Here is a 24,644-nt window from a genome sequence, read left to right as displayed (position 1 = left end):
CGCTCGGGCCCCCTTACCGTCATGCCCCCACGTCGAGCACGCTGCGGAACACCGCGCCGTAATGGCAGGCGGCGGCGGCCAGCACGAAGCCGTGCCAGATCGCGTTCTGGAACGGGAGTTGCCGCCAGACGTGGAAGATGACACCCAGCGAGTAGAGCAGGCCGCCGGCGCCGAGCAGCCACAGGGCCGGCGGCGACAGGGCGGCGATGACCGACTCGTAGGCCATGATGCCGCTCCAGCCCAGCGCGAGGTAGAGCGCGATCGCCAGCCGGTCGAAGCGCCCGGGGAGCGTCAGCTTCACGGCGGCGCCCGCCACCGCCACGAGCCAGATCCCGGCGAGGAGCCCGAAGGCGAAGCTGTCGGTGCCGACGAGGGTGACGAGCGGCGTGTAGGTGCCGGCGATCATCAGGAAGATGGTGGCGTGGTCGGCCCGGCGCAGGCGCCATTTCAGCCGGCCGACCGGCCACATGTTGTAGGCCGCCGACGTGCTCAGCATCGCCACGAGGCCGGCGGCGTAGACGCCGACCGCGACCTTCTCGGCGACGGCGAGGTTCGAGAGGGCGGCGCTGATCGTCAGCGCCAGGGCGCCAACCACGCCCAGGCTCACGCCGACCACGTGGACGACGCCGTCCGCCATCAATTCTCGGGGCGTGTAGGTCCAGGCGAGGCTCAAGGGACGCCCGTCGGGCGCGAACTGCGCGTTCAGGGCTGAGGGCACGTCCAGGGCCGGCTCCTGCACAGACATCGGGCCTCCGCTCCGCGACTCCGGGAGACGGCCTCCCGGTTGATCGAGGTTAAAGCGGAAGCATGAACGTGGGACGAACGTTCCCGCGACACTCAGGTCGCCCGTAAACCCGCCCGAGCGGGCGCCCGGCAGAGCCGGGCATGGGCGCTCGCCATGCCGAGCACCAGCATGGCGGCGACCTGATGGGCGAGACCGGCCCAGAGCGGCACCACCAGCAACAGCGTGACGATGCCGAGCGCCGCCTGGGCGGCGACGAGGCCGAGGAGCGCGGTGGCCCGCCGCGCCGCGCCGGTGCCCGGCAGGGTGCGACGCGCATCGACGGCGTGGAACGCCGCGAGCGCCAGGAGCGCGTAGGCGGTCAGCCTGTGGTTGAACTGCACCAGGGCGACGTTGTCGACGAAGTTCTCGATCCAGGGCGTGCCGGCGAACAGCCCGCCGGGAACGAGTCCACCATCCATCAGCGGCCAGGTGTTGTAGGTCAGCCCCGCCTTCGAGCCGGCGACGAGGCCGCCCAGCGCGATCTGCACCAGCACCAGGGCCATCAGGACGAGGGCGGTCCGCGAGAGCCGCGCCGGCACGATCTCGTCGCGCTTGCGATCGAGGCCGGTGGCGAGCCAGACGAGGCCCGCATAGATCGCGCTCGCCAGCGTCAGGTGCAGGGCGAGCTTGACCGGCGCCACCGCGGTCATGCCGGGCTGGAGGCCGGAGGCGACCATGATCCAGCCCACCGCCCCCTGCAGCCCACCGAGCACGCCGAGGCCGAGGAGGCTCAGGGACAGGCGCCGGTCGAGCTGGCCGCGCCACCAGAAGACCAGCAGCGGCAGGAAGAACGCCAGGCCGATCAGCCGGCCGAGCAGGCGATGGCCCCATTCCCAAGCATAGATGAACTGGAACTCCGACAGGGTCATGCCCTGGTTGAGCAGCTTGTATTGCGGCGTCGCCTGGTACTTGGCGAATTCCTGCGCCCAGGCTTGACCTGAGAGCGGCGGGATCGCGCCGGTCACCGGCTTCCATTCGGTGATCGACAGTCCGGAGCCGGTCAGCCGGGTCGCACCGCCGACCGCCACCATCGCCACCACCAGGGCGGCCATGACGAAGAGCCAGGTCCGCACGGCGCGGCGGGACCGGGACGCCGCGGTGGTGGGCGCCGTGGCGGGGGCGAGGCTGAGGGTGGACGTGCTGCTCATGGCGCCCGCTTAGCGGCGGTGGCAGGCGTCATGCAACGCCCTGCGGTGCCGCACCGGCCCGTTGGGCCGGCATCCTCCGCCCTGCTGGCGCCCGTTCGGGCTTGCCTTCGCGTCACGCGGCGCTGCGGAAGTCACTCCCCCGGATGCGCCAGCACGCCGCCGCTGATCGCCTGGCTCACGCCCGTTGTCGACGGGAAGGTGATCGGCAGGCCCTCCAGTGAGCGCACCGCCAGGTAGGCGAAGGCCTGCGCCTCCAGGAAGGCGGAGGACCAGCCGATCGCGTCGGCGGTCGTGATCTCGGCGCGCAGATGGTAGTTGAGCTGGCGCAGCAACTCGCCGTTGCGGGCCCCGCCCCCGGCGACGATCCAGCGGGTCGGCGGGTCGGAGGCGTGGTCGAGGGCGCGGGCGACGGCCCGGGCGGTGAAGGCGGTGAGGGTCGCGGCGCCGTCCTCGGTCGAGAGCTGGCCGGCGAGCTTGTGCGAGAACCAGTTCCGGTCGAGCGATTTCGGCGGTCGGCGCGAGAAGAACGGGTGGATCAGCAGCCAGGCCAGCAGCGGCTCGTCGGGCCGGCCGCGGGCCGCGGTGCGGCCGTTATCGTCGAGGGCGTGGCCGGTGCGCTCGCGCATCCAGTCGTCGATCAGCGCGTTGCCGGGCCCGGTATCGAAGGCGAGGATCCGGCCGTCGCGGGCGATCAGCGTGGCGTTGGCCACGCCCCCGATATTGAGGATGCCGAGGCTGTCGGCGAAGCCCGAGGCCTGGGCCAGCGCCCGGTGGAAGACCGGCACCAGCGGCGCCCCCTGCCCGCCCGCCTCGATGTCGGCGTGGCGCAGGTCCGACACGACCTTGATGCCGAGGCGGCGACTGAGCGCCCGGCCGTCGCCGATCTGCACGCTCATCTTCTGGTCGGGTCGGTGCACCACGGTCTGGCCGTGGAAGCCGATCACGTCGATATCGGCGGCGGTCAGGCCGTTCTCGGAGAGGAAGTTCTCGACCGCCTCGGCGTGGAGCCGGGTCACCAGCTCCTCGGCCTCCCTCAAGCAGCCCGGGCGCTCGCTGCGCTCGGTCACCGCCTCGGCATCGATCAGGGCCTGGCGCAGCAGCGCCCGGTCGTCGTCGGAATAGGCGCGGTAGCCCGTCGGCCCCAGCGGCTCGAGGTAGCCGTTATGGCTGCGCTCGACCCGGATCGTCTCGCCGTCGGTCTCGATCAAGGCGACATCGACGCCGTCGAGGGAGGTGCCGCTCATCAGCCCGATCGCCCGCCGCATCGTCATCCCGAATCGCCCCCGTGCCTTTCGGGGCCGGCTTTGCTATGGACCGACCCGTTCCGAATCCGACGGAGCTAGCATGGCGGCGCCGCGCTGTCGCGCTGTCGCCCACCCGCGAGACTGATCGAGAGTTCCATGGCCGCGCCCACCGACTTCGCGCCGCGTTCCGACTTCCTCCGCGTCCTCATCGAGCGCGGCTACGTCCATCAATGCTCCGATTTCGCGGGCGTGGACGAGGCCGCCCGCGAGGGCCGGCTGACGGCCTATGTCGGCTACGATTGCACGGCGCCGTCGCTGCATATCGGCCACCTGCTCTCGATCATGATGCTGCACTGGCTCCAGGCGACCGGCGGCAAGCCGGTGGCGCTGATGGGCGGCGGCACCACCCGGGTCGGCGATCCGTCGGGCCGCGACGAGAGCCGCAAGATCCTGACGCTCGACCAGATCGAGGCCAACAAGACCGAGATCGGCAAGACGTTCTCGCGCTTCCTCGACTTCGGCACGGGCGCCAACGCCGCGCTGATGGCCGACAACGCCGAGTGGCTGACCACGCTCAACTACATCGAGATGCTGCGTGAGATCGGCCGGCACTTCTCGGTCAACCGGATGCTGTCGATGGACAGCGTGCGGCTGCGGCTGGAGCGCGACCAGGAGTTGTCGTTCCTGGAATTCAACTACATGATCCTGCAGGCCTACGACTTCGTCGAGCTGAACCGCCGCTACGGCGTGACGCTGCAGATGGGCGGCTCGGACCAGTGGGGCAACATCGTCACCGGCATCGATCTCGGCCGGCGCCTCGGCACGCCGCAGCTCCACGCCCTGACCTGCCCGCTGATGACCACGGCGTCCGGCGCCAAGATGGGCAAGACCGCCTCGGGCGCGGTCTGGCTCAACCCGGACATGCTCAGCCCCTACGATTACTGGCAGTTCTGGCGCAACACCGAGGATGCGGATGTCGGCCGCTTCCTGCGCCTGTTCACCCTGATGCCCCTCGACGAGGTGGCGCGGCTCGAAGCCTTGGGCGGCCAGGAGATCAACGAGGCCAAGAAGGTGCTGGCGACGGAGGCCACCGCCCTGCTGCACGGCCGCGAGGCGGCTTCGGGCGCCGCCGAGACGGCGCGGCGCACCTTCGAGGAGGGGGCGCTCGCCCAGAGCCTGCCGAGCGTCGAGGTCCCGCGCGCGGTGATCGAGTCCGGCCTCGGCGTGCTCTCGGCCTTCGGGCCCGATCATGCCGCGCTCGTCCCCTCGACCAGCGAGGCGCGGCGCCAGGTGAAGAGCGGAGGCCTCAAGGTCAACGACGCGCCCGTCACCGACGAGCGCGCGGTGATCGGCACCGGCGACGTGACGCCGGAGGGCGTGGTGAAGCTGTCCTTCGGCCGCAAGAAGCACGTGCTGCTGCGGGTGGTGTAGGGAAGTCCTACCGCTCGCTTCGGAGGGCGGCGCGACGGCGCCGGACGTGGCGCCCTTTCAGAAGGGTCGCGACCTCTCCGGACGCGGCGCCCCTCTCCCGGCCTGCTCCGCAGGCCGCCCTCCCCCGCAGAGGGGGAGGGTTGGGAGGTGCCCACGAGAGAAGCCCCGCCGCGGCGGGGGCCGGGCGGGGCGCGAAGTCGAGGTCCAGAGATCCGGAGCCTACAACCGCCCCGGAGGGCGGCGCATCCTCCATTTGCGGGAAAGATCAGGCGTGCGGCCGGGGCCGGCGCCGCGGCATTGCCCGCGCCGTCGCGGTGGGGGCGCAGCGCTGCCAGCCCCAATGCTCGTAGGCGCCCCCGGCGCGCGACTCGCACCAGCCCTGGCGGCTCAGGGCCGTGGCGTAGCGGGCGCGGTCCTCGCAGGCCTGGTCGGCGAGCGGCGAAGCCGGAAGGGCGCAGGCCGCATCGGCCCGCTGCCAGCGCGCGACGAGGTCGTCCGCGGCGGCCGGGGCGGTACCGGCGAGCAGCAGGGCGAGGATGAAGGACGAATGCAGGGGCGACATCACGCGGGGCCTCGGTGGAATGCGGTTCGAATCATGATCGGCAATCGTGGCGCGGATCGGACGGAACCGGGCAGTGTCGTCAAGCAGAAACCCGTCTCGGTGATGAGGCTTAATCCTTTCGGCCGGGTTTCTCCTCTCATCCGGACTATGCACCCAGACCGGGATGAGGCGGATCGGCCGAGATCTCTGCGTCGTGCATGATCCCGGCGACGGAGCCTCCAGCCCTTCGGCGCTGTGCCGTCGGCGCCCTCGCCAGCGCCGCAATCCTGTGCTCAAAGGGCGCGGACCTCATCCCAGACGGGCTCTCCCAGACCAATGCTGCGCCGCCTCTACGAGTGGATCCTCGCGCTCGCCGCGCGCCCCTCGGCCCCCTACGCGCTCGGCGCGGTCTCCTTCGCGGAGAGTTCCTTCTTCCCCATCCCGCCGGACGTGATGCTGGTGCCGATGGCGGTGACCCGGCCCGAGAAGGCCTGGACCTACGCCCTCATCGCGACGCTGACCTCGGTGGCGGGCGGCATCGCCGGCTACGCCATCGGGGCGTTGCTGTACGATTCGGTCGGCGCCTGGCTGTTCCACCTCTACGGGCTCGACAAGGGGGCCGACGCCTTCCGGGAGGCCTATGCGCATTACGGCCACTGGGTGATCCTGCTGAAGGGCCTCACCCCGATCCCCTACAAGCTCGTCACCATCACGTCGGGCTTCGCCGGCTACGACCTGTTCTGGTTCATCGTGCTGTCGCTGATCACCCGCGGCGCCCGGTTCTTCATCCTGGCCGGGCTCGTCGGCCGCTACGGTGTCGGCATCCGCACCGTCCTCGACCGGCACCTGAACGCGGTGGCGGCGGTCTTCGTGGCGGTCGGCGTGCTCGGCTTCGTCGGCTTCCGCTACCTGTTCTGAAGGCATGACCATGGCTCACGCCCTCGCCGCACGGCTCACGGCGCCTCGGCCGGCCGCCCTGCTGGCGCTCGTCGGGGCGGCCGCCACGGTGGGCGGTGCGCTGATCTTCCAGCACGTCTTCGGCTACGTGCCGTGCAAGCTCTGCCTGACCGAGCGCCAGCCCTACTACCTCGCCCTTCCGCTGCTCGCCGCCGCCTTGCTGCTGCCGCGCCGCCTCGCGGGCGGGCTGCTGGGGCTGGTGGCGCTGATCTTCCTGGTCGGAGCCGGGCTCGGTGCCTACCATGCCGGGGCCGAATGGGGCTTCTGGCCCGGCCCGAGCGATTGCGGCGGTGGCGCCGGTCCGGCGCCGGCCGGCGTCAACGACTTCCTCAAGTCCCTCGAGACCACCCGCCCGGTGGATTGCACCGCGGCGGCCTGGCGCTTCCTCGGGATCTCGCTCGCCGGCTACAACGCCTTGATCGCCCTCGCGCTCGCGGGCCTCGCCGGCACCGCCGCCGTGCGGGCGCTGCGCCGCGTCGCGAGCCCGCGCGGCGCCTGAGTCGAGCCGGTTCCCGAGCGGTCGTTCGGACACCGCACGACGGATCAGCGCTTCGGCTTCAGCACCGTCGGCTCGGCGAGCAGCGCGGCCAGGCGCTCGGAATCGAGGGCCGGATCGGCCTTCTTCGCCTTCGCTTCCTTCTTCGGCTCGGGCTTGGGCTCGACCTTCGCCAGCCGGGCGACCTTCGCGGCGGGCGGCGTCGGTACGATCGAGCCGGTGGTGACCGGCTCGTCGAGGGGCGCGGGCTTCGCCGCGGCGACGAGGACCTGCGGGCGGGGCGGCTCGCGCTCGAGCTGCGCCGAGCAGACGGCGCACACCGTGGCGAAGCCGAGGGCACCGATCGTCGCGAGGGTGAGATGGGAACGCAGGGACACGGTCGGATACTCAGGAACGGTTGACCATCGCGGAGCCTAGGCGCCGATCCCTTAATGATCCCCTCGGCTTTTCGATGATGCCGTTCAGGATCTGCACACCAAACCCGCCGAGCGGCGCGAACCTGGCAGGGCTTGACGACTTCCCCCCGGCACGCGGGAGACGATGGATGTTCTTGACCATGACGGCGGCGATCGGCGGGGCGATGATGGCGGGGATCTGGCTCAGCCAGGCCGGCATCGCGGCGGCGGGGCTCGCCGCGATGATCGTCGGCCTGACGAGCGCCGGGGTGGCGGCGCAAGTCGTGGTCCGGCTCGATCGCCGGACGCGGGCGGCCGGCCCGGAGGTCGAGGCGGAGCCCGTCATCGACGAGCGGCCGCGCCTGCCGCGCCGACGGAGCGCCGGATCCTGTCCGCCCCTTCGCCGCCGCCGGCCCGGACGCCCGCTCGCCCCCGCTCTGTGATCGTTCCGATCTTCGACCGTTTCAAGCGCCCGGCATGCGAAAATCCGGCGCGCAGGAACCCGACCAGCGCCCCCCGGTTGTCGCTCGCACGCAGCGAGAGGATCCGATACCCGCGCCATGGCGCCCTCCCCCCAGGACCGGTCCGGCGGGCCCATCGCGTGAGGCCCGCGCTCATCGCCCTGGCGCTCCTCGCCGCCGGCGCCGCGCAGGCCGCCGGGATCGGTTCCGGCGGAGGCCCGTCCGAGGTCGTGCTCCTCGTCCAGATCGTGCTGCTTCTCGCCGTCGGGCGCCTGCTCGGCGAGGCCATGCTGCGGATCGGGCAGCCCGCGGTGATGGGCCAGCTTCTCGCCGGCATCCTGCTCGGACCCTCCTTCCTCGGCGCGCTGTGGCCTGAGGCACAGCATTGGCTGTTCCCGCCCGGGCGCGATCAGAAGGCGCTGCTCGACGGCATCGCCCAGCTCGGCATCCTGCTCCTCCTGCTGATGACCGGGATGGAGACCGACCTCGCCCTGGTGCGCAAGGTCCGGCGCGCGGCGCTCAGTGTCTCGGTCACCGGCGTCGCGGTGCCGTTCGCCTGCGGCTTCCTCCTCGGCGAGTTCCTGCCCGATGCGATGCTGCCGCGGCCGGACCTGCGCCTCGTCACCTCGCTCTTCCTCGGCACGGCGCTGGCGATCTCCTCGGTCAAGATCGTCGCAATGGTGGTGCGCGAGATGAATTTCCTGCGCCGCAATGTCGGCCAGGTGATCGTCGCTTCGGCGATCATCGACGACACGATCGGCTGGGTGATCATCGCGGTCATCCTCAGCCTCGCGCAGGCCGGCACCATCGACCCCTGGGAACTCGGCCGCAGCCTCGCCGGCACCCTGGTCTTCCTGGGCGTCAGCCTCACGGTCGGACGCCGCCTCGTCTTCTGGCTGATCCGCTGGGCCAACGACTCGCTGCGCAGCGAGGCCGCGGTGATCACCGCGATCCTGGTGCTGATGGGCGTGCTGGCGCTGATCACGCAGGGTATCGGCGTGCACACGGTGCTCGGCGCCTTCGTGGCCGGCCTTCTCGTCGGCCAGTCGCCGATCCTGACGCGGCGCATCGACGAGCAGCTGCGCGGCGTCGTCACCGCGCTGTTCGCGCCGATCTTCTTCGGGCTCGCGGGTCTCAGCGCCGACCTCACCATCCTGCGCGACCCGCGCCTGCTGCTCCTCACCTTCGGGCTCATCGCCATCGCGAGCCTCGGCAAGTTCGCCGGCGCCTTCGCGGGCGGGCGGATCGGCGGCTTGCGGCGGGCGGAATCCCTGGCGCTCGCCTGCGGCATGAACGCCCGCGGCTCGACCGAGGTGATCGTCGCCTCGATCGGGCTCGGCATGGGGGCGCTGAGCCAGGACCTGTTCACCATGATCGTCGCGATGGCGCTGATCACCACCCTGGCGATGCCGCCGAGCTTGCGCTGGGCGCTGCACCGCCTGCCCCTGAAGGGCGAGGAGAAGGAGCGGCTGGAGCGCGAGGCGGCGGAGGAGCAGGGCTTCGTCGCCCATCTCGAGCGCCTGCTCGTCGCCGCCGATGACGGCCCGAAGGGTCGCTTCGCCGCCCGGATCGCCGGTCTCGTCGCCGGGTCGCGTGGCATGCCGGTGACGGTGGTCCGGCTCGGGCCGGCGACGGACGAGGCCGTGCTGTCGGGTGCGGTGACGGAGGCGGCGGAGGGCGCGCGGGCGGGAGAGGCCGGCGCCGTGGACGTCACCGAACTCGCCCGCGAGGCACCGGCCGCCGAGGCCGTGGGCGAGGAGGCCGCCAAGGGCTACGACCTCCTCATCGTCGGGATCGACCCCACCGTGGCGCCGGAGGGCGGCCTCGCCGACGCGGTGGCCGGTGCGGCGAAGCGGTTCGACGGGCCGCTCGCCATCGCGGCGGCGCGGGGCGCGCACCGCACAGACCCTGAGCGCGCCGCCCTCTCGGTCCTGGCGGTGGTCGACGGCACCCGGGCCGCCCGCCGCGGCGCCGAGGTCGCCGTCACCCTGGCCCGCGGCGCGGGTGCGCCGCTGACGGTGCTGTTCCTGGCCGAGACGGCGGTTACGCGGCACCGCCTCTCGGGCCTGCGCCAGGCCGATGCGAGCGCCCTGCGCGAGGTGCTCGACCTCGCCGAGCAGGCCGGGCTGCGGGTTCGGACGGAGGTGCGCGCCGCGCGGATGCCGGAGCGGGAAATCCTGCACCAGGCCCGGGCCGGCGACCACGACCTGATCGTGATGGGGGTCACCCGCCGCGCCGGCGGGGGCGCGGCGTTCGGGCCGCTGGCCGAGACGGTGCTGGAGGCCGCGGACCGCTCGGTGTTGTTCCTGGCGAGCTGACGATTTCTGGCGAGCTGACGATCAGTTGCGGTCGTCGGGCAAGGACGGCAGCGGCTGCACCGCGATGCCCTCCTCCAGGAGCGCGCGCGCGTCGTTGAGGCTCGCCTCGCCGTAGATCGCCCGCTGCTCGATCTCGCCGTAATGCATTCGCCGCGCTTCCGCCGCGAAGTTCTCGCCGACATGGTCGGCGGTTCGGGCGACGTGCTCGTGCAGGGCGCGGATCATCGCGCGCAGCTGCCGCTCGGGCTCGGAGACCAGGCTGACCGGCGCCTCGGCGGGAGCCGGTGCCGCGGGCGCCGGGGTGCCGGGCGCCTCGACCGGGGCCGGCAGGGCCGCGGTACGACCCAGCGACGGCGCCATGATCTGCTTGGCCACTTTCGGGCTGTTGCAGAACGGGCAGGTCACGAGCCCGGCCTTCGCCTGCTCGTCGTAGGAGTCGCTCGACGGGAACCAGCTCTCGAAGCTGTGGCCGGAATCGCAGGAGAGGGCGTAGCGGATCATGAGGATGGATATCGGTGGGCTCGGGCGCCGTTGCGAGAGGCTCCGACGCCGCGGACCCCGTTGTGACGGAAATTCTGACCTGCGGGAATGCCGCCCCTCAGGCGCGGGCGGCCTCGACCACCACCGGGCGGGCGTGGCGCAGGGCCGGGATGCGGGCCCGCGCATCGGTCACGAGGGCCATGTCGATCTCCGCCACGATCACCCCCGGCTCGTTGCCGTCGGCTTCGGCCAGCACCCGCCCCCAGGGATCGACGATGAGGGAATGGCCGTAGGTCTCGCGCCCGTCCTCGTGCCGGCCGCCCTGCGCGGCCGAGATCATGAACGAGCCGGTCTCGATCGCCCGGGCGCGCTGCAGCACGTGCCAATGCGCCTCGCCGGTCTGGCGGGTGAAGGCGGCGGGCGCCGACAGGATCTCGGCCCCGGCCTCGGCGAGAGCCCGGTAGAGGGCCGGGAAGCGCACGTCGTAGCAGATCGCGACGCCGAGCCGGCCCCAGGGCAGGTCGGTGACGACGGCCCGGGCGCCGCCCGTATAGGTGGCCGATTCCCGGTAGCTCTCGCCGTTCGGAAGATCCACGTCGTAGAGGTGGAGCTTGTCGTAGGCCGCCGTGATCGCGCCGTCGCGGTCGATCACGAAGGCGCGGTTGGCGACCTTGTCGCCGTTCTTCACGGCCAGCGACCCGACATGGACGACGACGCCGCGCTCGCGGGCGACGTCGCGCAGGGCGCCGAGGGTCGAATCGTCCTCGGGCGCGCGGATCTTCTCGAACAGGCTCGCCCGGTCGCGCTCGAGGAGCGAGGTCATCTCGGGCGTCTGGACGTAATGCGCCCCGCGTTCCGCCGCCTCGCGGATACCCGCCACGGCGGCGTCGCGGTTGCGCGCAGGGTCGCGGCCGGAGCGCATCTGCACGCAGGCGGCGACGAAGCGGGAGGCGGTCATGGGCGTCGGGACTCCGGGCGCGAACTCACGCGAGCTTACGCCGGAACGGCCGGGCCCCGCCAGAGGTCAGCCGGCCAGCAGCGGGTCGAGGCGGCCGGCGCGGTCGAGGGCGTAGAGGTCGTCGCAGCCGCCGACATGGGTCGCGCCGACGAAGATCTGCGGCACGCTGGTGCGCCCGCCGGCCTTGTCGATCATCTCGCGGCGCGCGCCCGCCTTGGCCTCGACGTCGATCTCGGTGAAGGCGGCGCCCTTCTCCTGCAGCAGCGACTTGGCCGCGGCGCAGTAGGGGCACCAGCTGGTGGTGTAGATCGTGACCGGCTGCATCCGTCGGCTCGCGCAACGCTCGGGAGGGCCCGATATAGGTGTCCGGAGGCGGTCGCGCCAGCGGCGGCCTTCAGGCCGCCATCAGCTTCTCGACTTCCGTGACGAGCTCACGCAGGTGGAACGGCTTCGACAGGACCTTGGCGTCCTTCGGGGCCTTCGAATCCGGGTTGAGCGCCACCGCGGCGAAGCCGGTGATGAACATCACCTTGATGTCGGGGTCGAGCTCGGTGGCGCGGCGCGCCAGCTCGATGCCGTCCATCTCGGGCATCACGATGTCGGTGAGGAGGAGCTCGAACGGCTCCTCGCGCAGGCGATTGTAGGCCGAAAGCCCGTTATCGAACGAGGCCACGTCGTAGCCCGCGTTCTGGAGCGCCTTGGCGAGGAAGCGACGCATGTCGTTGTCGTCTTCCGCGAGGAGGATCTTCATGAACGAAAGTCCCGGATATCGATTCGGAGCGTTCATTCCATAAAGCGGCCGCGTGGTAAACAGAGGGTTGACGCCGCCGGGGCCGGAGCGGTTTCCCCACGGGATTCCCGCTCCCCGGATTCTCGGGCGCGCCGACCCCCTCGCGGCAGTGGACAGGTCCGGGCCGGGGCGCCAGATTAGCCGGATGAAGGTGCGATCGCGTCCCGTTTCAGCTGCCGCCCCCCTTCCCCGGGCGACCGGATGAGCCAGGTTCCCCCCGCCAGCCTGTTCACGCCGCCCTTCCGGGTGGACGAGCCGGAGCGGCAGACCCTGCCGTTCGTCTACAACACCGGCCATTCGGGGGCGGTCTACCCGGCCTCGTTCGTCGCGGCCTCCCGGCTCGACGCGGTGGCCCTGCGCCGCTCGGAGGATGCCTTCGTCGACCGGCTCTACGCCCCGGTCGTCTCCCTGGGCGCGCCGCTGATGCAGGCCACCTTCCCGCGGGCCTATCTCGACGTGAACCGCGAGCCCTACGAGCTCGACCCGCGGATGTTCGACGGGCGCCTGCCGCCCTTCGCCAATGTCCGCTCGATGCGGGTCGCGGGCGGTCTCGGCACGGTGCCGCGGGTGGTCGCGGACGGCCAGGAGATCTATCGCACCCGCCTGCCCGTCGAGGAGGCGCTGGCGCGGGTCGAGGACCTGTACAAGCCCTACCACCGCACCCTGAAGGAGCTGGTGGCGCGCACCGCTCGGACCTTCGGCCACGCGGTCCTGATCGACTGCCACTCGATGCCATCGACCAGCCTCGCCCGGGACGACGGCCCGACCGTCGACGTGGTGCTCGGCGACCGCTTCGGCACCGCCTGCGGGCCGGACCTGATCGACTGCGCGGAAGCCGCGTTCCGCGGCCACGGCCTGCGGGTGGTGCGCAACAAGCCCTATGCGGGCGGCTTCATCACCGAGCATTACGGCGAGCCGGCGCTCGGCCGGCACGCCCTCCAGATCGAGGTCAACCGGGCCCTCTACATGGACGAGCGCAAGCTCCTGCCCCGGCCCGGCTTCGAGGCGTTGTCGCGCATCCTGACGGCGGTGGCGGAGACCCTCGGCCACGCCGCCCTCGACCTCGGCCCCCGGCGCATCGCCGCCGAGTAGGCCGCGGGACGCTCCCTCCCCCGGTCCGGGTCCGGACCGGGGAGAGCGGGGCCGGGACATCACGGCCCAAGCCTTTGCCCGACGCCTGCCGCTTCGTATGTTGCAACGCAATTGCGCGCTGCCGTAAGCAGGAGGCAACCGCAAGGGAACCCCGCGATGATCGACCTCCGCCTCCGCCGCAGCGTGCTCTACATGCCGGGCTCCAACCAGCGCGCCCTCGAGAAGGCGCGCACGCTCGCGGCGGACGCGCTGATCCTCGACCTCGAGGACGCGGTCGCCCCCGACGCCAAGGAGGTGGCGCGCGAGCAGGTCTGCGCCGCGGTGCGCCAGGGCGGTTACGGCGAGCGCGAGCTGATCATCCGGGTCAACGCCCCCCAGACGCCCTGGGGCGAGGCCGACCTGCGGGCGGCGATCGAGGCCCGGCCCGACGCGATCCTGATGCCGAAGGTCTCCTCCCCGGCGGTGCTCGAGAACATCGCCGACCGGCTGGAGGCCCTCGACGCGCCGCCGGAGATCAGGATCTGGGCGATGATCGAGACCCCGGCGGCGATCCTCAACATCCAGGCGATCGCCGCGGCCCGGCGCAACCCGGGCACCCGGCTCAGCTGCTTCGTGCTGGGCACCAACGACCTCGCCAAGGACACCTGGACGCAGATCGTGCCCGGCCGGGCCCCGATGATGCCCTGGCTGATGACAGCCCTCGCCGGGGCTCGCTCCGAGGGCCTGACGATCCTGGACGGCGTCTACAACAACTTCTCCGACCTCGACGGCTGCCGCCAGGAATGCGAGCAGGCCCGCATCCTCGGCTTCGACGGCAAGACGCTGATCCATCCGAGCCAGGTGCCGCTCGCCAACGCCGCCTTCGCGCCGACCGAGGACGAGGTCGCGGTCGCCCGCAGCGTGATCGAGGCCTTCGAGCGGCCCGAGAACGCCAAGCGCGGTGCGATCCAGATCAACGGCCGCATGTTCGAGCGCCAGCACATCCCGATGGCCCGCCGCTCCGTCGCCTGGGCCGAGGCGATCGCCGCCCGGGGTCAGTGATCGGCGCCGCCGGCCGACCGGAGCCGTCAATCCGCCTGGGGTCCTGCGCACCGCCCCGGGCTTGACCTCCGGGCGGTTGCAGCGCACAAATTGTATAGAAATAACCGTTGCGCGATCTCCGGGGACACTCTCCCGGATCGCGCCGGCCTCCGGCTCCGCCCGGCGACCTCGTTCTCGCGTCCTCGACTTGTTCGCGTCCTCGACTTGTTCGCGTCCTCGACTTGTTCGCGTCCTCGACTTGTTCGCGTCCTCGACTTGTTCGCGTCCTCGACTTGTTCGCGTCCTCGACTTGGCGCCCTCCCGCTTCTCGGCGCCACTCCCTCGACAGTCCCGCGATGGAGATCCCGATGCGTTGCGCGCCTCCTGCCTTCGAGACCATCTTCCGCATCCCGGGCGAGCACCGGCTGGAGAGCGCCGGCATGCTCGGCCGCGGCGGCCGGGTCTTCGGGATCTGCTGGTTCCACCGGGAATACGACCGGCTCGACCGCTTGGTGGCGCGCTACGAGACCTATGACGAGGTCGGGGCGGACGGCGCGCCGCGCTGCGGCTGGCGCCGCTACGACGAGGCAGGCCGCCTCACCCTCGGGCACGAGGTCGGCATGCGCTGGGCCGCCCTGGTCGAGAGCCTGTCGCGCCGCGAGGCCGAGTCGGCGCTGCAGCATCCGCGGCACGAGGCGGAACTCGTCCCGGCCTGAGCCTGCGTGGACGGGTCGCCCGTCTCAAGATCGGCCGGCCGGACCAAGACGCCTTCCTCGAAGGCCTGGAGGGCCTCGGTCGCCGTCATCTCCAGCATCTCAAGGAGAGATCGAGAGCGGCACGGGCACGCCGGCTCTGTGAGCGGACGTCCTCCAGAGCACTTCACGACCGCGTTGCCATCGCGAAGTGCTCTAGGCCTTCGATTGTGCCGCATTTCCTACGACGAACCGGTATCCACTTCGTCGGACGATGCTCTAGCGGGCGGGCTTCTTGGCCGCCTCGGCGGTGGCCGCCGGCGTGATGCTGCCGGTCTGGGTCACCTTGTCCTTCGCCTGGTCGAGGCGCTTGGTCAGGGAGGCGAGGTCGCGCTGCGTGGTGGCCAGCTGCGCCTTGGCCTTGTCGCGGGTCGCGCCGAGCTGGGCGATCTCGTCCCGTGCCGCGGCGATCTTGGCCTGGCGGTCGCGCAGCTCGGCCTCGACGTCCTGGAATTGCTTGAAGCGTGCGGCGAGCGCGTCGCGCTCGCCCTCGACCGCCGCCATCTGGGCCCGTAAGGCGGTCTTGTCCGAGGAGGAGACGGCGTAGGCGCCCCAGCCCGACAGGGTGCCGAGGCCGAGGATGCCGACCGCGAGGGCGGCGGGATGGGGGCGGAACCGCAGGGCGCGCATCGGCAGTCCTCGTCAGGTACTCGTAGGGCCGCTTCACGGGCGGCCGAGGATGTCCCGAACCCGGGAACACGACTGCCTGCGAGTATGCCGAGGCTTCGTTAACGCCTCCTTGCCGCGATTCGTCGCCGGAAACCTTAACGGATTGTGACCTGTCCGGCCGCACGGCGCGGGATGCAGGCGGCGAAGTCTTAACCTCCGCTTTGTTAAATCTTGCCCGTTAGAGCAAGCCGAGCGGCAAGGGATGGCGGACCTTCGATGACGCGGCTGTTCGACCGGTTCCGGCGCGACCGAAGCGGCAGCGTCGCGGTGATCCTGGCCCTGGCGATGATCCCCCTGACCTTCCTGGTGGGGGCCGGCGTGGATTACGCCCGCAGCGCCGGAATTCGGGCGAAGCTCCAGACCGCCACCGACGCGGCGGTGCTGGCGGTGATCCGCGAGTTGCCGGCTCTGAAGACCGACGCCGACTTCCGGCTCCGCGCCCGGGCCTTCTTCGACGCGAGCTTCCCGACCCAGAAGGGCGTCATCGTGACGAGCTTCACGCCGGTCCGTGCCGGCACGCAGGTGACGGTGAACGCGACCGCGCAGGTGGACATGACCCTCGGGCGCCTGATGCATCCGGGCCCCCTCCAGGTCAGCGGCTCGTCGCAGGCGATGTCCGGCGGCAAGCGGCTTGAGATCGCGCTGGTGCTCGACAATACCGGCTCGATGAACAGCTCCGGCAAGCTGCCGGCGCTGAAGCAGGCGGCGAAGGACTTTCTGAGCTATCTCGACAAGGTCGTGGTGAACCGCGACGACGCCAAGGTCGCCCTGATCCCCTTCTCGACCCAGGTCAACCTCGGCACCGACGTCACCGACGCGAGCTGGCTCAGCTACAAGGCGATCGGCACCGTCACGGAGAAGACGTGGAAGGGCTGCATCATCGATCGCGACCAGCCCTACGACGTCCAGCTGCCCAACGCCGAGCCCAGCGGCGCCGGCGCCTATCCGGCGGACAAGTGCGTCTCCGTATTGAACGGCAAGCCGACCCTGACGGCGATCCGCCCGCTCAGCACCAACTATCCCGCGCTCGCTTCCGCCATCGACAGCATGACGGCGGGCGGCGACACCAACGTCACCATCGGGGTGGCCTGGGGCATGGAGGCCCTCACGCCCTACGGTCCGCTCAAGGCCGCAGCGAGCCTCACGGATGACCGCGTCAGCAAGATCATGATCGTGCTGACCGACGGCTTGAATACGGACAACCGCTGGGACGGCGTCTGCATGGGCAAAGGGCGGCTCGAGCGCAGCTCCAGCTGCATCGATGCCCGCACGATCGCCGCCTGCAGTGCCGCCAAGAGTGCCGGGATCACCATCTATACGGTGCGCGTGATCGATGGGAATACAAGCATGCTGAAGTCGTGTGCGACGAAGGACGGCTTCTTCTACAATGTCATCTCGGCGAATGACCTCAAGCCGGCGTTCCAGAGCATCGGCAGCTCGATCGCCCAGTTCAGGCTCACGCAGTAGCCCTGCCCCGCTCGTCCGCAAGGCGGAGCCGGAGCCGGCGGTTGACTCGCGCGTTGCATTGCAGCATCGTGATTGCTGCGTCGCACAAATCATCGCGGGCGGCGCGCGTAGCGACGAGCCAGAGCCAACGCCCATGAGCAGCACCCAGAAGCCCTTCGAGATCCCGACCGAGATGCGCGACTTCGCCGAGAAGGGCGTCCAGAACGTCCGCACGGCGTTCGGCACCTTCCTGGGCTCCGCCCGCAAGCTCGCCGAGACCGTGCAGTCCTCGACCAGCACCTCGCAGACCGGCATGGGCGCGGCCGTGGCCCGCGGCTTCGACTATACCGAGCAGCACGCCAGCGCGACCTTCGACCTCGCCGAGAAGCTCGTGCGCACCCGCGACGTCAAGGAGGCGCTGGAGCTGCAGGGCGAGTACATGCGCAACCAGATGAGCGCGCTGCAGAGCCAGGCGAAGGAGTTCGCCACCCTGTCCGAGTCGATCAAGGCGGACCTCACCAAGGCGCAGGCCAAGGCCTGAGCCCGTGTCGTGGCGAGGCCTGCCTCGCCCTTGACCTGCAGGCGCCCTGACCCGGCCGGGCCATCTCGGCCCTGCCGGTCGGCGCCGCTCCGGCGCATTCCGCCCTGGGGGCAAGGCTCCCCATCTCCGCGGGCCGAGAGGACGAGACCGGCGGCGCGTCGCCTCGCGCCGCCGATGGCCGCGCGGCATCGCCCGCGCCGACCTGCCGGTGCCCCGGGCGAGCCTGCCGGCGCTCCGGCTCCGCGCGTCCGCCCCCGCATCGGGTGAGGGCGGTCGCCCGCCGGGTGACGCGCCAGGGACGCGCCGCCCGCTACTTCGAGGAGGCCGAGCCATGACCATCCGCCGCATCGACAAGACCCGCAAGCCGCCCCGTCGCCCCGCCGTCCGGACGGCAGCGCGGACCGATGGCCCCGCCAAATCCAGCGAGACGATGTCCGGCGGGACGGCGCCCGCCGAGGCGATCACCGCCGCGCCGGACGTGTTCGAGATCGCCGCGGCTGCGCCGCTTCTGACCGAGACCTCTCCGGCTGCGCTGCTGGCGGCCGAGTCCCCTGCGGCCGCGCCGGTCCTGGCCGAGGCCTCCGAGACTCCGGTCGTGCCGCAAGAGGGCGAGGCCGAGCAGCCCGTCACCGCGACGGCCGTCGAGGCCGAGGTCGCGCCGACGGATACCGCCGAGACGGAGCAGGCGCCCGTGATCGAGGAGCCGGCCCAGGAGCCGGCCGAGCCGCCGGCCGAGCCGCCGGTTGCCGCGACGGAGACGGCTGAGACCGAGGACGCCTCGACCGAGCCGTCCTCGACCGACGAGCCGATCGCCGGCGAGCCGGTCGTTCAAGAGGCGGTCGCCGAGGAGCCGCCGGCAGCCGAAGCCGCCACCGCCGCTGACACCCCGGCCGAAGCCGCCATCCCGGCGGCCGCCGCCGACGAGGCTCCCGAGGCCTCCCTCCCGGCGCCGGAGCAGCCCGACCCGACGGGCCGGGAGGACATCCCGCTCGCTGCCATGCAGGGCTTCATCGAGATCAACGGCCGGGTGGTGGCCTTCCTGCAGGGCGAGAGCCAGGCGGCCCTGGCATTCTGGAAGGCCGCGCTGACGGTCCGCTCGCCGGGCGACCTCGCGCAGCTTCAGGCCGCCGAGGTGACGCGGGCCCTCGACGCCGCCTTCGCGTGCTGGAGCGACCTCGCGAAGCGGATGGGACGCCTGCCGGCCTTCGTGCCGCCCCGGGCCCGCGCCGCCTGACCTCGCTCCCGGCCGGCATCCTCATCGGTGCCGGCCGCCCAACCCCGGGGTCCGCCGCCTCGGAACCGTCCATCGCACACGCAAAAGGAGACCGGGATGTTCGACGCTTGGTACGCGACGGCAATGCTCGCCATGGAGTCCCAAAAGGTCATCGAGCTGCGGATGGTCAAGCTCGCCTGGGGCGGGCTCGCCGGGCAGGTCGAGGCGCAGCGGATGGTCAGCGAGAAGATCGGCGCGGCCCTCGAGGCCACCGGCACCCTCCTGGCGGGCGGCACGCCCGAGGCCGTGATCGATCGCTACCGGGAGCACGTGCGCAACAACGTCGAGCGGCTGTCGGCCCCGCTCAGTTGAGCGCGCAGAAGCCCACACCGGTTCCGAAGATGCGGCCGGTGCACCAGGGTTTTGCCGCGGCCGGTACGGGCTTGGCCGCTCCGGGAACCGCACCGCGCGGCGCCGCCGGCGTGGTGCTCCCGGTCATCATCGGTTCGGGAGCGTCCTGAGCGGCCGACGAGGTCCGGATCTCAGGCCGGGCTTCGGCGTCGGTCACTGGAGCATCCGCGGCAGGCGCGACCGCCACGCGATCGGGCTTCGCCAGGCCAGGGGCGTCGCGCCCGCCTCCGGCCTCGGCCTGGCCCGCCGCGGCGATGGCCGCGATCCCGATGACAAGAACTGCCCGCATCACTCGCCCCCGTCGCCAGTCAGACGAGAGCCGGTTCGGCCGGCCGATGGCAAGCGGCTCGTCGCCGGTCGTTCAATCCAGGGTTAATCGTTCCTCATTGGCTGGCGGTGCATTCTTGCGAATGCTCAGACGGGGCTCCATTACCCCGTGGGTGATCGCCAGCCGCAAGTTCTCCGCCAGGAAATCGATTCCCTCCGGCACCATCAATGTGCCACCGAGGCGCGGATTGAATTCCAGGATGCGGATCGAGCCATCCGGCAATACCTTGAAATCGGCGTTGCACGGACCTGTATAGTTGAGTATTTCCATGAATTTGGCGATTTGAGCGATCTGTCGACTCCCAATAGTGCAGACCTCACCCATGGCTGTGACGATCCCGCGGATCCGCCAATCGGACGTGAGCGGGTATCGAAAGGCCTGATGCCATACAATCTTGCCTCTCGAGCAAAACATGTAGAGGCAGTAATCGTCGTCTTGATCAATAAATTCTTGGAGAATATATTTATTTTGCTTCCAGAGATAGGTATCTATAAATAATTCATATTGTTTCATGTTGCGCAGCAGAGCGATGCCGCAACCGGAGCCGCCGCCGACGGGCTTCGCGATCACGGGAAACACGGCGGCCTCGATCGTGTCGTAAGTGACGGGGCATGCTTCTGCCAGGCCGTGGCGAGTCACGAACCTCGAGAATCGGCCTTTGTCGCCGAGCACCGCCAGGGCCTTCAGGCTCGGGCAGGCGGTGACGTAGCCTCGCGGCCTGTCCCGGATATGCGGGACGAGGAGGGGGATGAGAACCGGGGATCCGCCGGTGCTGTCCGGCATGAGGCGTCCGAAGTCGCGCTGGGGATGAAGGACCCGCACGCTCCGCACGTTCGGGACGCGCGACCAAACGGGAGAGGCCGGCTCCAGCGCGCGCATCCATCCTTCAGTGTGATGACCGAAGATCGTGACTGCTACGGCGCCTGCCATCGTGCTTCCGAATTGATCGAGGTGGGCGTCAAGGGATTTCGCGCGTGAGCGCTCCTCGCCGAACTCCCGGTCGTCGTCAGAGCCCGCTCTCGCGGCGGCGCAGCGCGACTGTCGTGAGGTGCAGCAAGCGCGACCATGCTCCCGCAGGGAAGACGGGTGCGAGCCCGTTCGGTTATCATCACCTCTCCGCCCTGTCCAATGTCGCGCAACCGAAGATCCAACTCATGCAACATCAAGATCTGACTGACTCTGCCGGATCTTTCATCCGATAGGCTGAAATTCATACCGGCGAGAATCCCACCTGGGAGTGCGGCCGGGATTGCGGCAGGCGCCACGTGCGTCGTGCGGCCGATTTTCGGATCTCGGGTTTTCGACCCTGCCCCGCACCGGGGGGACGGGTCGCGCGACGCTCAGCGCTTGCGCAGCCACAGGCTGCTCTCGCGGGCCTCAGGCAGCAGGGGCAGGCGCGCCAGGATGCCGGCCGGCGGCCAGCCGGAGCAGGACGCGACGTAGTGGCTGGCGAAGAGCGGGGTGTAGCCGCTACCCTGGAGCAGCGCGCCGACAAGGAGCTGCTCGTTATAGCCGCGCCACGCCCAATCCGGCGGATAGGCGTCGGGCAGGAAGATGTCGTGCAGGTGCACCAGCACGCCGGGCTTCAGGCGCGGCATCACGTCGAGGAGCAGCCGGTCGACGTCGGTGCCCGGCATCGCGACGTGGCTCGAATCGATGAACAGCGCGTCGCCGGGTTCGAGAGTGGCCGCCCGCTCCGCGTCTTCGGGCCCGAACAGCCGCGCCTCGTGGTGCAGGCCGAGGCCTGACAAGGGCGCGCGGGGCGCCGGGTCGATGCAGGTGATCGCGGTCGCGAGCCCGCCATCGCGGACGGCCTGGGCGAGGAAGCGGGTCGAGTGGCCCGAGCCGATCTCGACGATGCGGCGGGGCCGCTCGCGTCGCACCAGGGCGTAGGCGGCGGCCGCGTCGAGGCGCGGGAACCAGTCCTGGGTGAAGCGCGCCGGCCGCTCGCCGACGAGGCCGGGGCCGCCGGCCAGGATACGGTCGAGCCCCGCGGCATGCGCCTCGATCGCCGCCAGGACCGCCCGGAACTCGGGCTCGGCGGCGGAAAAGATCGGGCGGAGGGCCGGGTAGCCCTCCGCCCGTGCCGAACCGGCATGCCGGTACGGGATCAGGAAGCCGCCCGGCCGGATGCCGAGCAGGGTGCTGAGACCGAGCCCGGCGCGGCGCAGGCGAGCCCGGTTCATACCGCCTTGCGCACCTTCACGTCGGTGAGGTTCGGGGTGATGCCGGGGCCGTCGACGGGCGGCGGCGGCACGTTGCCGGGGCTCTGCGCCTTGCCCCGCAGGGCGTCGGCCAGGCGGCCGCGCTCGAACAGCAGCACCACGCCGATCGCCAGGGCGAAGGGGATGAGCAGGTAGAACAGGCGGAAGATCAGCACGGCGGCGAGCACGTCGGTCTTCGGCAGGTCCGGCATCGCCGTGATGAAGACGAGCTCGAACACCCCGATGCCGCCGGGCGCGTTGGAGACCAGCGCCACCGAGAACGAGGCGAGGAACACCGCCAGCACGACGAGGAAGCCCGGGTTCCCGGCTTCCGGCAGGGCGAAGTAGATGATGCCGGCGGCGCCCAGGAGCTCGAGCGGAGCGGCGATCAGCTGGCGGCCCATGATATTGGGGCGCGGATACTCGATCTTGAACGAGCGGACGTGCAGCGGCCGGAAGTGCAGGATCGAGCCGACGACGTAGAGGGCGACGAAGCCGAGCAGGCCGAAGCCGACGAGGCGGGCGGTGGTCGGGCTCGCGAGCACCGGCGGCAGGAGGCTCGCCACGCGCTGCAGCAGCTCGGGCTCGAGCACCAGCACCAGGCCGCCGAGGAAGGCGGTGCCGAGGCCGAAGGTGAAGGAGCACAAAGCCACCAGCACCGCGACCTGCGGCGCGGTGAGGCCCTTGGAGGTGTAGGCGCGGTAGCGCACCACGGCGCCGGAGAACACCGAGGCGCCGATATTGTGCGACAGCGCGTAGGTGGTGAAGGAGCAGACCGAGACGAAGAGCCAGGAGATGCCCTTCACGCCCAGATGCAGCAGCGCGATCCGGTCGTACCAGGCGAGCGCGCCGTAGGCGACCAGGGTCGAGGCCACGGCGAGGGCGTAGCGGTGCGGCGGGATCGCCGCCAAGCTCGCCTTCACGTCGGCGAAGGACAGGCCCTTCAGCAGGTGCCACAGCAGGTAGACCGACACGACGACGGCCCCGAGGCCGATGACCGGCCAGATGAACTCTTTGATCTTCTTCATCGCGGTCCCGTCGTGTCCCCAATCTCGCGCGCGCTTCTGCCTGACCCTGCGGGCGACCGCAAGGACGGCCCCGCGCCGGCGGGCCCGTCCTTTCACGGGATCGTGACGCTTTCGTGCCGGTCGGGGGGACGGAGCCGGCTTCAGGCGCCGCGGGCGTCGAGCCAGTCGAGGAGCAGGCGGGTGACGCCCTCCGAGCCGAGGTCGAGCTGGAGGAAGTGGGCGATGCCCGGCACGGTGCGGTGCTCGGCGCCGTGATAGAGGGCCGTGCGCCACGTCGTCGCCGGCCAGATCATGCGGTCGTCGGCACCGCCGAGCACCAGGGCCGGCACGCCCGCGAAGGCCGCCGAGAGCGGCAGGGAAGGCCAATGGGCCTCGGCGAGCGCCACCGGGCTCTCCGCCGACATCCGGGCGGCGTAGGCTTGCGCCCGCTCCAGCGGCAGGCCTTCCGAGAACAGCCAGTGCCGGGCCAGCGCCACCGCCGGCTCACGGCCGGGCAGCAGCGAGCCCGCCAGGGCCTCGACCCAGAAGCCCGCATCGGTCATCGCGATGCGCGGGCCGACGACGCCGAGGCCTTCGGGCGGCAGGGAAGCCATGAGCACCAGGGCGCGCAGCGGCACCCGGCCGAGGATGCGCTGGGCCAGGAGCCCGCCGAGCGAGTGCCCGACCAGGACCGGCGGCTCGCCCCACTGGGCCAGGGCCAAAGCCACGTCGGCGAGGTAATCGCTCAGCGAGGCGGCGCGCAGGTCGCGCCCGCCCTCGCTGCGGCCGTGTCCGCGCAGGCTCACCGCCGCGGCGCGGCGGCCGCGCCGGGCGAGGTGGGGCAGGAAGATCTCCTCGAACATCCAGGCCCCCCCGAAGGCGCCGTGCACGAACAGGAGCGGCGCGCCGCGAGGCTCGCCGGCGGGCTCCGCCTCGATCCATTCGAGGGCCGGGCCGTCGCGGCGCTCGATCATGCGGCGCGACACCTGGGCGCGGGGCTCGGTGACGACGGTGAAGCGGCGCCGGTCCCGCGCGTGGGCGTCATGCATGGGGTCGTGCCTCTCGAACGGTCTGGCGGGTCACGCGGGGAATCTAACGGCCACGCCCCGTCCGCCCAGTCGTCCGAACGGCGGAGATCCCGCATCGCGGCAGCGTCGCACGGGAAAGCTTGACAGAGGGGAAACGGGTCGGCCCCCTCCCGGCCCGCCTGTCCGCGAGGAGACGAAGCCACCGTGAGCGATCACCCGACCGACGAACCGCGCCTGTGCCTCGACGGCTACACCCCGATCCCGCCGACCCACGTCGCCGCCGTGGTGACCTACCTGGAGATGCGGGAGCCCCCTCCCCCGCGGCCGCGGGACACGGAGCCTCTGCCGCTCGCCGCCATCGGGACGGACATCGCCCGCTACCGGGCGCTCTACGCCGCCATCGGGACGTCCTGGCTGTGGTTCGGCCGCGCGCGGATGAGCGACGACGCGCTCCTGGCCATCCTGGGCGATCCGGAGGTCGAGGCGCTGGCTCTCACCGAGGACGGGCGCGACATCGGCCTCCTCGAGCTCGACCGGCGGCAGCCGGGCGAGGTGGAGCTCGGCTATTTCGGCCTCGTGCCGGAGGCGGTCGGGCGGGGCCGCGGGCGGCGTCTGATGGACGAGGCCCTGCGCCGGGCCTTCGCGCGCCCGATCCGGCGGTTCTGGGTGCATACCTGCACCTTCGATCATCCGGGTGCGGTCGATTTCTACCGGCGCTCGGGCTTCCGGCCTTACGCCCGGGCGATCGAGGTCACGCCGGATCCGCGGCTCGCCGGGGACATGCCCCGCGACGCGGCCGGGCAGATCCCGCTCCTGGGAGAGTGATGCCGACGGTCGGACGACGACGGCCCTTGGTTCCATTCTGGAATGGTCGCCAGGCCCGAGGTCCCGGACCTCCGGTCCCGGCACCGACGAGTCGAGATGGGTCGA

Annotated in this window: 28 protein-coding genes; 13 read left to right on the top strand and 15 right to left on the bottom strand. The window is 71.2% G+C overall.

All coding sequences use genetic code 11. The features are described from left to right. Window positions 1-19: 19 nt before the first annotated feature. The 3 genes from trhA to VQ03_RS06870 all read right to left on the bottom strand — a co-directional run bounded on the left by trhA (window position 20) and on the right by VQ03_RS06870 (window position 3,203). The gene (gene trhA / locus VQ03_RS06880; protein ID WP_048450129.1) at window positions 20-745 is read right to left on the bottom strand and encodes a PAQR family membrane homeostasis protein TrhA; all 726 of its coding nucleotides are present in this window, start codon (window positions 743-745) and stop codon (window positions 20-22) included. Window positions 746-837: 92 nt separating this feature from the next. Next, window positions 838-1,932 (bottom strand): COX15/CtaA family protein, encoded by a 1,095-nt coding sequence (locus VQ03_RS06875; RefSeq protein WP_048450128.1) that lies wholly within the window; start codon window positions 1,930-1,932, stop codon window positions 838-840. Window positions 1,933-2,063: 131 nt separating this feature from the next. Further along, a complete protein-coding gene (locus VQ03_RS06870) occupies window positions 2,064-3,203 on the bottom strand; it encodes an anhydro-N-acetylmuramic acid kinase (protein ID WP_208605480.1) in 1,140 nt (379 codons plus the stop codon). A gap of 129 nt (window positions 3,204-3,332) precedes the next feature. On the opposite strand from VQ03_RS06870, the gene tyrS reads away from it, so the two are divergent. Beyond that, window positions 3,333-4,607, top strand: coding sequence for a tyrosine--tRNA ligase (gene tyrS, locus VQ03_RS06865; RefSeq protein WP_048450127.1), 1,275 nt, complete (start codon window positions 3,333-3,335; stop codon window positions 4,605-4,607). 265 nt (window positions 4,608-4,872) lie between these two features. On the opposite strand, the gene VQ03_RS06860 is transcribed toward tyrS, so the two are convergent. Then, window positions 4,873-5,169, bottom strand: a complete 297-nt coding sequence (locus tag VQ03_RS06860; protein ID WP_048450126.1) for a hypothetical protein — start codon at window positions 5,167-5,169, stop codon at window positions 4,873-4,875. Between the two features lie 315 nt (window positions 5,170-5,484). Between VQ03_RS06860 and VQ03_RS06855 the strand changes: the two genes are divergently transcribed. After that, window positions 5,485-6,066 carry a YqaA family protein gene (locus tag VQ03_RS06855; RefSeq protein WP_048450125.1) on the top strand — a complete coding sequence of 194 codons (582 nt, stop codon included), beginning with the start codon at window positions 5,485-5,487 and terminating at the stop codon, window positions 6,064-6,066. Window positions 6,067-6,076: 10 nt separating this feature from the next. Further along, window positions 6,077-6,604 carry a disulfide bond formation protein B gene (locus VQ03_RS06850; protein ID WP_048450124.1) on the top strand — a complete coding sequence of 176 codons (528 nt, stop codon included), beginning with the start codon at window positions 6,077-6,079 and terminating at the stop codon, window positions 6,602-6,604. A gap of 44 nt (window positions 6,605-6,648) precedes the next feature. On the opposite strand, the gene VQ03_RS06845 is transcribed toward VQ03_RS06850, so the two are convergent. Then, on the bottom strand, window positions 6,649-6,978 hold the full coding sequence (locus VQ03_RS06845; protein WP_048450123.1) for a hypothetical protein: 330 nt from the start codon (window positions 6,976-6,978) through the stop codon (window positions 6,649-6,651). A 167-nt stretch (window positions 6,979-7,145) separates the two neighbouring features. Between VQ03_RS06845 and VQ03_RS34500 the strand changes: the two genes are divergently transcribed. Next, the gene (locus tag VQ03_RS34500; protein WP_048450122.1) at window positions 7,146-7,439 is read left to right on the top strand and encodes a hypothetical protein; all 294 of its coding nucleotides are present in this window, start codon (window positions 7,146-7,148) and stop codon (window positions 7,437-7,439) included. A gap of 158 nt (window positions 7,440-7,597) precedes the next feature. Then, window positions 7,598-9,775, top strand: a complete 2,178-nt coding sequence (locus VQ03_RS06835; protein WP_048450121.1) for a cation:proton antiporter domain-containing protein — start codon at window positions 7,598-7,600, stop codon at window positions 9,773-9,775. Window positions 9,776-9,796: 21 nt separating this feature from the next. On the opposite strand, the gene VQ03_RS06830 is transcribed toward VQ03_RS06835, so the two are convergent. From VQ03_RS06830 to cpdR, 4 genes are all read right to left on the bottom strand, one after another. Further along, on the bottom strand, window positions 9,797-10,276 hold the full coding sequence (locus tag VQ03_RS06830; protein WP_048450120.1) for a DUF1178 family protein: 480 nt from the start codon (window positions 10,274-10,276) through the stop codon (window positions 9,797-9,799). Between the two features lie 97 nt (window positions 10,277-10,373). Then, complete coding sequence (locus tag VQ03_RS06825) at window positions 10,374-11,213, bottom strand: carbon-nitrogen hydrolase family protein (RefSeq protein ID WP_048450119.1); 840 nt, start codon at window positions 11,211-11,213, stop codon at window positions 10,374-10,376. A 66-nt stretch (window positions 11,214-11,279) separates the two neighbouring features. Next, the gene (gene grxC, locus VQ03_RS06820) at window positions 11,280-11,537 is read right to left on the bottom strand and encodes a glutaredoxin 3 (RefSeq protein ID WP_048450118.1); all 258 of its coding nucleotides are present in this window, start codon (window positions 11,535-11,537) and stop codon (window positions 11,280-11,282) included. Window positions 11,538-11,607: 70 nt separating this feature from the next. Further along, window positions 11,608-11,964, bottom strand: a complete 357-nt coding sequence (gene cpdR / locus VQ03_RS06815; RefSeq protein WP_048427828.1) for a cell cycle two-component system response regulator CpdR — start codon at window positions 11,962-11,964, stop codon at window positions 11,608-11,610. Window positions 11,965-12,204: 240 nt separating this feature from the next. Between cpdR and VQ03_RS06810 the strand changes: the two genes are divergently transcribed. From VQ03_RS06810 to VQ03_RS06800, 3 genes are all read left to right on the top strand, one after another. After that, a complete protein-coding gene (locus VQ03_RS06810; protein ID WP_048450117.1) occupies window positions 12,205-13,095 on the top strand; it encodes an N-formylglutamate amidohydrolase in 891 nt (296 codons plus the stop codon). A 156-nt stretch (window positions 13,096-13,251) separates the two neighbouring features. Beyond that, on the top strand, window positions 13,252-14,136 hold the full coding sequence (locus VQ03_RS06805; protein ID WP_048450116.1) for an HpcH/HpaI aldolase/citrate lyase family protein: 885 nt from the start codon (window positions 13,252-13,254) through the stop codon (window positions 14,134-14,136). Between the two features lie 347 nt (window positions 14,137-14,483). Continuing rightward, window positions 14,484-14,831, top strand: coding sequence for a hypothetical protein (locus VQ03_RS06800; RefSeq protein WP_048450155.1), 348 nt, complete (start codon window positions 14,484-14,486; stop codon window positions 14,829-14,831). 255 nt (window positions 14,832-15,086) lie between these two features. Here the strand turns inward: VQ03_RS06800 and VQ03_RS06795 are convergent, their stop codons facing one another. Further along, entirely contained in the window at window positions 15,087-15,497 is a 411-nt protein-coding gene (locus VQ03_RS06795; RefSeq protein ID WP_048450115.1) for a hypothetical protein, read from the bottom strand. A gap of 255 nt (window positions 15,498-15,752) precedes the next feature. Here VQ03_RS06795 and VQ03_RS06790 point away from each other — a divergent pair, with 255 nt between their 5' ends. From VQ03_RS06790 to VQ03_RS06775, 4 genes are all read left to right on the top strand, one after another. Next, entirely contained in the window at window positions 15,753-17,003 is a 1,251-nt protein-coding gene (locus VQ03_RS06790; protein ID WP_048450114.1) for a pilus assembly protein, read from the top strand. Window positions 17,004-17,136: 133 nt separating this feature from the next. Further along, window positions 17,137-17,523, top strand: a complete 387-nt coding sequence (locus tag VQ03_RS06785) for a phasin (RefSeq protein WP_048450113.1) — start codon at window positions 17,137-17,139, stop codon at window positions 17,521-17,523. A gap of 331 nt (window positions 17,524-17,854) precedes the next feature. Continuing rightward, window positions 17,855-18,757: a phasin family protein gene (locus VQ03_RS30890; protein ID WP_053078433.1), complete on the top strand. Its 903-nt coding sequence runs from the start codon at window positions 17,855-17,857 to the stop codon at window positions 18,755-18,757. Window positions 18,758-18,853: 96 nt separating this feature from the next. Beyond that, window positions 18,854-19,108, top strand: a complete 255-nt coding sequence (locus VQ03_RS06775; protein ID WP_048450112.1) for a hypothetical protein — start codon at window positions 18,854-18,856, stop codon at window positions 19,106-19,108. Here the strand turns inward: VQ03_RS06775 and VQ03_RS32780 are convergent. The 5 genes from VQ03_RS32780 to VQ03_RS06755 form a co-directional block, all read right to left on the bottom strand. Continuing rightward, window positions 19,101-19,436, bottom strand: a complete 336-nt coding sequence (locus VQ03_RS32780) for a hypothetical protein (protein WP_157063984.1) — start codon at window positions 19,434-19,436, stop codon at window positions 19,101-19,103. The genes VQ03_RS06775 and VQ03_RS32780 overlap by 8 nt on opposite strands. A 72-nt stretch (window positions 19,437-19,508) precedes the next feature. Beyond that, window positions 19,509-20,405 (bottom strand): ATP-grasp domain-containing protein, encoded by an 897-nt coding sequence (locus tag VQ03_RS06770; protein WP_157063983.1) that lies wholly within the window; start codon window positions 20,403-20,405, stop codon window positions 19,509-19,511. 410 nt (window positions 20,406-20,815) lie between these two features. After that, the gene (locus VQ03_RS06765; protein ID WP_048450110.1) at window positions 20,816-21,661 is read right to left on the bottom strand and encodes a class I SAM-dependent methyltransferase; all 846 of its coding nucleotides are present in this window, start codon (window positions 21,659-21,661) and stop codon (window positions 20,816-20,818) included. Beyond that, a complete protein-coding gene (locus VQ03_RS06760; protein WP_048450109.1) occupies window positions 21,658-22,707 on the bottom strand; it encodes a lysylphosphatidylglycerol synthase domain-containing protein in 1,050 nt (349 codons plus the stop codon). Before VQ03_RS06760 ends, VQ03_RS06765 begins: the two co-directional genes overlap by 4 nt. Before the next feature lie 140 nt (window positions 22,708-22,847). Further along, on the bottom strand, window positions 22,848-23,735 hold the full coding sequence (locus VQ03_RS06755; protein WP_048450108.1) for an alpha/beta hydrolase: 888 nt from the start codon (window positions 23,733-23,735) through the stop codon (window positions 22,848-22,850). Between the two features lie 183 nt (window positions 23,736-23,918). Between VQ03_RS06755 and VQ03_RS06750 the strand changes: the two genes are divergently transcribed. Beyond that, window positions 23,919-24,539 carry a GNAT family N-acetyltransferase gene (locus VQ03_RS06750; protein WP_245291991.1) on the top strand — a complete coding sequence of 207 codons (621 nt, stop codon included), beginning with the start codon at window positions 23,919-23,921 and terminating at the stop codon, window positions 24,537-24,539. The last annotated feature ends 105 nt before the right edge of the window (window positions 24,540-24,644 follow it).

The organism is Methylobacterium tarhaniae, from assembly GCF_001043955.1.
Taxonomy (GTDB): Bacteria; Pseudomonadota; Alphaproteobacteria; order Rhizobiales; family Beijerinckiaceae; genus Methylobacterium; species Methylobacterium tarhaniae.
Note: the sequence above shows the minus strand (reverse complement) of the source record. Positions and strands in the feature narration are given on the sequence as shown.